The following is a 5675-nucleotide window of genomic DNA, read 5'->3' as shown; positions in this document are numbered from 1 at the left end:
GCGTGATCCTGTACCTGATGCAGGTGGTGTCGGTGGGACGCTACCAGACGGCGCACTACGCGATCGGCTCGGGCGTGATGGGGCTGGGCATGAGCCTGTTCCGCACCATCAGCGGCGACATCCAGGTGGCGCTGGGCTACCAGAACTTCTTCCTGTGGGGGCTCGCGTGCGCGGTGCCGGTGCTGATCCTTGCGCGCTTCGTGCCCTTGGAATCGAAGCCGGCCGAGCCCACGGCGCCGACGCAGGTGGCCGAGGCCTGAGCACGCGATGAAGATGCGCCGCCTGTCACTCGCTGCATGCGTCATCGCCGGCTCCTTGCTGGCGGGGTGCGCCGGCGTGCCTGCGCCTGCTGCAGTGCCTGCGTCACCGGCAGCCGGCGTGTTCTTCGACGACTTCAGCCAGCCGAACGTCGCCGCGCTCGCCGCCGGCGGCTGGACGGTGCGCGACAAGCGCGGCCACCCCGGCATCGAGGGTGCAGGCTGGGGTGCGGGCGCGCTGTCATTGGTCGACGATCCGGCGCAGCCCGGCAACCGGCTGCTGCGCCTGAGCGCGCGCACCGACGGCACGCCCGCCGGCACGACGCAGGCCCAGCTGTGCCATGCCCGCAAGTACCTCGAAGGCACCTACGCCGCCCGCATCCGCTTCAGCGACGCGCCGGTGCAGGGGCCGGATGGCGACGTGCTCGTGCAGACCTTCTACACGGTGAGCCCGCTGCGCTTTCCGTACGACCCGCAGTACAGCGAGCTCGACTGGGAGTACCTGCCGAACGGCGGCTGGGGCGATGCGCGCACGCGGCTCTACGGCGTGAGCTGGCAGACGGTGCGCCTCGACCCGTGGGATGCGTACAACCAGCCGCTGCAGCACTTCGCGGCGCTGGGGCCTTCGGGCGGCGGCTGGCATGTGCTGATGATGCAGGTGGCCGGCGGCAAGAGCCGCTTCTTCCTGGACGGCCGGCAGCTCGACGAGCATGGCGGGCGCAATTACCCGGTCGTGCCGATGGCGATCGCGTTCAGCCAGTGGTTCGTGCCGGCGGGGCAACTGGCCGGCGTGTCGGCGCCGCGCGCGTATGAAGAGGATGTCGACTGGGTCTACCACGCACGCAACCGCGTGATGACGCCCGCCGAGGTGACGCAGGCGGTGCAGGCGCTGCGCCGTGCCGGGCAGACCGCCGTCGACACCGTGCCGGCGGCCGAGCCGCCGCTCACCTCCACCTGCGACTTCTGAGGTCACGCCGTGCAGCCCGCGCCCATTCACATGAACGCATGCCGCACGGACCGCCTTCCGGCCTCAGCCCGCGTTCAGCTCGGCGACGAAGTCGTACATGTCGCCGCGGTAGAAGCTCTGCGAGAGCTCGATCGCACGGCCGTCGCGCAGGTAGCCCAGCCGCTCGACCAGCAGCCCGGCATCGCCGACGTTCGCCTCCAGCAGCCGCGCCTGCTCGGCGTTCAGCAGCAGCGCCCGCAGCCGCTGCAGCGCGCGCACCGGCCGGTTGCCCTGCTGCTCGAGCGCCGCGTACAGCGAATCGCCCACCGCTTCCAGCGACGGCAGGCAGCCCGCCACCACGGTAGCGATCTCGATCGCCATCGGCGCGTCGTCGGCATAGCGCAGCCGGTTGAAGCGGTAGACCAGCGCGCCGGGGCTCAGCGCGAGCTTCAGCGCCTCTTCCGGCGTCACCGTGCCTTGCGAGCGCTTCAGCCACACGCTGTGCGGGCGGCTGCCGCGGGCGCGCATGTCCTCGGAGAACGAGGTCAGCTTCGCGAAGTTCTTCTCGACGCGAGAGGACACGAAGTTGCCAGAACCCTGCCGGCGCACCAGCCAGCCTTCTTCGGCCAGCCCCTCGATCGCCCGGCGCACCGTGATGCGCGAGACCGCGAAATCCTCGGCGAGCTGGCGCTCGGAGGGCAGGGCGTCGTCGGGCCCCAGCACGCGGCGCTCGATGGCCTCGCGCACCGCACGCTGCAGCTGTTGGTACAGCGGCAGGCTGTGATTCGGGTCCAGCGGCTTGAGCACCTGGGCCAATGTCGTCATGCAAACCCCTTTGTTTTATCCGGCTCGTGTGGCCGGGTTGCGGCGATCTCTCAAGGGTAGATGGTGATGGACCATACCAATTCAATACAAGAAGTCCGAAAGGACCGCACGAATGACAGTTTCAATGGCCCTCGGACCGCACTTTACATCAGTGGTTTCCCCGTGGTTGCTGACTGACGACGCTATTGCAATCGCGTGAAATTGGTAGCATAGTGGCCTCTAGTGGTAGCTTACTGGTACTAGAACTGGCATCAAAAGCGTCACGGTTCTCGGGGGAAGGAGCTGCAGTCCACTTTCCCGGTGGTCTGCAGATGAGGTCCCAGGTTTCCTAACAGGCCGAATCAGTTTCGGCGGCCCATTAACCCAGGCAACAGAGGCAGACATGAAAGCTAAAAGGACTCCCATCGCATCGGCGGTCGCGCTTGCTCTGATGAGCGCGTTCACCGCTGCCCACGCACAGGACGCAGCCGCACCAGCGGCTGCCGCCGCGTCGGCACCGCAGCCGGCGCAGGCCGCTTCGGCGCCGGTGGCGGCCGAGAAGCCGATTGAAACTGCCGCGCCGGCGAAGAACGCGCAGAACCTGGAAGCGGTGGTGATCACCGGCATTCGTGGCTCGCTGCAGCAGTCGCTGAACCGCAAGCGCAACGCCGATTCGGTGGTTGAAGTCATCACGGCCGAAGACATCGGCAAGATGCCGGACAAGAACGTCGCCGATTCGCTGCAGCGTATCCCGGGCGTCAACATCAGCTCGGCCGGCGCCGGCGAAGGCGGCTTCGACGAAGCCGACCGGGTCAGCCTGCGGGGCACCAACCCCAGCCTGACGCAGACGATGATCAACGGCCACATGGTCGGCTCCGGCGACTGGTTCGTGCTGAACCAGGTCGGCACGGTCGGCCGCAGCGTCAGCTACTCGCTGCTGCCGTCGGAACTGGTCGGCGCCRTCGTCGTGAACAAGAGCTCGCGCGCGGACCTGGTCGAAGGCGGCGTGGCCGGCACGGTCGACATCCAGACCCGCAAGCCGCTGGACTTCAAGAAGCAGCTGACGCTGGAAGCGACGGTGGGTGCGGTGTATGCCGACCTGCCGGAGAAGACCGATCCGCAGTTGAATGCGCTGTTCAACTGGAAGAACGAGGCCAACAGCTTCGGCGTGCTGGTCCAGGCGTTCTCCGAGAAGCGCCACCTGCGCCGTGACGGCCAGGAAATGCTGGGCTACACGGCCATCGCCGCGGGAAGCCCGATCGCGTTGTCGAACCCCGACCTCGCGGGCGTCCTGTATCCGAACGGCATCGGTTCGGCCTTGTTCGAGCAGGAACGCAAGCGCGAAGGCGCCTTCATCGACCTGCAGATCAAGCCCACCAACGACGTGACGCTGGACCTGAGCGGCTTCCGCTCGAAGATGGAAGCCACCAACTACAACCGCAACTACCTGATCTTCCCGTCGAAGATCCTGGACGGCGGCAACGGACAGGCGCCGGATCCGGGCTACGTCGTGCGCAACGGCACGCTGGTGTCCGCAACGTTCCAGAACATCGGTGTGCCCGGCCAGACGCCGGCGCAAGACAAGCAATACGGCATCGTCGACCAGATCTACCGCCCGGGTGCCAATGCGGTCAGCGACTTCTACAACCTGGATGGCAAGTGGAACGTCAACGACAAGCTGACGCTGCTGAGCAAGATCGGCACTTCGAAGGGGAAGGGTGAAACGCCGAAGCAGGCCGTCTACGAGCAGGACATCCTGAACACCGGTGCGAGCTACACGCTGCATGGCATCAGTTCACCGGCCGATGCGGCCTTGCCGGGGATCAACCAGGGCAGCTTCAACGTGCCGGGCCAGACCCGGCTCGACTGGGTCTTCGGTGCCAGCCCGGCCGCCACGAAGGACAAGGAAAACTGGGGCCAGCTCGATGGCGAATACGCCCTCGAGGCAGGGGCCGTCACCGGTCTGAAGTTCGGTGCGCGCTTCGCCGAGCACACGCGTGAGTCGACCTGGACGGCCCAGGGTCCTGGACCCGGTGCATTCGACAACCTGCCGGCCTGGAATGGCACGACCTACCCGGGCAATTTCGGCGGTGGCCTGGGTGGCGGCAACTTCCCGCACATGCCGTGGCAGCTCGATCCGGCTGCGCTCGAGGCCTGGGGCGACCAGTACTCGAACCGCGATCCGGTGTCGCGCCAGTACTGGCCGGGTGAGTTCTCGATGCGCGAGAAGAACACCGCGGCGTACGTGATGGCCAACCTGGAAGGCAACCGCTGGAGCGGCAACGTCGGCGTGCGCCTGGTCCGCACGAATGAAAACGTGTTGCAGAACGTCGCGATTCCTGCAGGCGTCGACCCGGCCACCGTGCCCGGTGCGATCACCACGTCGGCCTTCGGCCCGTTCTATCGCAACGAGGTGACCAACACCTACACCGACGTGTTGCCCAGCGTCAACCTGAAGTACGACGTGTCCAAGGACCTGGTGGCGCGCTTCGGCATCGCCAAGACCATGGCACGCCCTGACTACAGCGCACTGGCCGGTTCGGTGAGCCTGGACGAACTCACGCACACGGGCAACGGCGGCAACCCGAACCTGGAGCCCATCCGCTCGACGAACGTGGACCTCGGGCTGGAGTGGTACTTCGCTCCGCGCTCGCTGTTGTCAGCCAGCCTGTTCTACATGGACCTGAACAACTACGTCAGCTTCGGCAAGACGCAGACCCAGTACATGAACGTCCGGACGGGCGTGCTGGAAACCTTCACGATCAGCTCGCCGACCAACAGCAGCGGCAAGGTCCAGGGCTTCGAACTCTCGTACCAGCAACCGATCGGCGCCGGCTTCGGCACCATCGCGAACTACACGTACGCCGATGCCGAGGAAACCGGTGGCGGGCCGCTGGTGGGTGCTTCGAAGAACACCTACAACCTGACCGGCTACTACGAGAACGACAGCTTCAGCGCCCGCGTGAACTACAGCTTCCGCTCGAAGTTCTACAACGGCCTGGACCGCAGCACGGCGCAGTACCAGGACGACACCGACAACGTGTCGGCGTCGATCGGCTACAAGATCAACGACAACCTGACGGTCACGCTGGACGGGATGAACCTGAACAACCCGAAGCTGAAGTACTACGCGAACAACCCGGATCAGCCGACCGCGTTCTACGTGAACGGCCGCCAGTACTACCTCTCGCTGCGCTTGAAGATGTAAGTCCGAGGACGTCGAAGACAACACCGGCCTCGCAGGGGGACCGGTGCTTGGGGATCGAGGGCGGGGCAGCGATGCTCCCCCTCTTTTTTTTGACGCGGGCCGAGGACTGCGAGAATCCGGCCACTCAAAGGAAGCCGGGAGGGGCGCTTGGTCAAACGATGGCGTGCGTGGTTCGCAGGGTGGCTGCTTGCGGCGGCCTGGGCATCGCCGGCGGCGGCCCGGCTGCCGCTCGAAGCTTTCGCGCGCCTGCCGGCGATCCAGCATGTGGTCCTGTCACCGGGCGGCGACCGCTTTGCCGCCGTGCTGAACCGGGGCGATGAATCGGTGCTGGTCACGCGCGACGTCAAGGGCGGCGCGCCGGTGATCGTCGGCASGTTCGACAACAGGCTGCACCACCTGGGCGCCGTGAATTGGGTCAGCAACGAGCGCCTGATGGTGCGCGTCTACCACCTGCAGACCC

Annotated in this window: 4 protein-coding genes and 1 pseudogene; 4 read left to right on the top strand and 1 reads right to left on the bottom strand. The window is 66.4% G+C overall.

Features of this window, described 5'->3' with window-relative positions:
- Nucleotides 1–260: pseudogene (locus AC1D15_RS15880) on the top strand (MFS transporter); the annotation flags it as partial.
- 7 nt (nt 261–267) lie between these two features.
- A complete protein-coding gene (locus tag AC1D15_RS15875) occupies nt 268–1224 on the top strand; it encodes a glycoside hydrolase family 16 protein (protein WP_477826726.1) in 957 nt (318 codons plus the stop codon).
- 63 nt (nt 1225–1287) lie between these two features.
- On the opposite strand, the gene AC1D15_RS15870 is transcribed toward AC1D15_RS15875, so the two are convergent.
- The gene (locus AC1D15_RS15870; RefSeq protein WP_047510694.1) at nt 1288–2028 is read right to left on the bottom strand and encodes a GntR family transcriptional regulator; all 741 of its coding nucleotides are present in this window, start codon (nt 2026–2028) and stop codon (nt 1288–1290) included.
- A gap of 430 nt (nt 2029–2458) precedes the next feature.
- On the opposite strand from AC1D15_RS15870, the gene AC1D15_RS15865 reads away from it, so the two are divergent.
- Together AC1D15_RS15865 and AC1D15_RS15860 are read left to right on the top strand one after the other, a co-directional pair.
- Nucleotides 2459–5215 (top strand): TonB-dependent receptor, encoded by a 2757-nt coding sequence (locus AC1D15_RS15865; protein WP_477826725.1) that lies wholly within the window; start codon nt 2459–2461, stop codon nt 5213–5215.
- A gap of 147 nt (nt 5216–5362) precedes the next feature.
- On the top strand, nt 5363–5675 hold a 313-nt coding region (locus tag AC1D15_RS15860), incomplete at its 3' end, for a hypothetical protein (RefSeq protein WP_477826724.1).

It is taken from the genome of Rhizobacter sp. P2_H2 (assembly GCF_056403375.1).
The sequence above is the reverse complement of the archived record's forward strand: the minus strand, read 5'-3'. Positions and strand labels throughout refer to the sequence as shown.

Bases quoted from the DNA above. Each gene is read 5' to 3' on its own strand.
- AC1D15_RS15870 (WP_047510694.1), bottom strand. From the start codon at position 2,028: ATGACGACATTGGCCCAGGTGCTCAAGCCGCTGGACCCGAATCACAGC.
- AC1D15_RS15875 (WP_477826726.1), top strand. From the start codon at position 268: ATGAAGATGCGCCGCCTGTCACTCGCTGCATGCGTCATCGCCGGCTCC.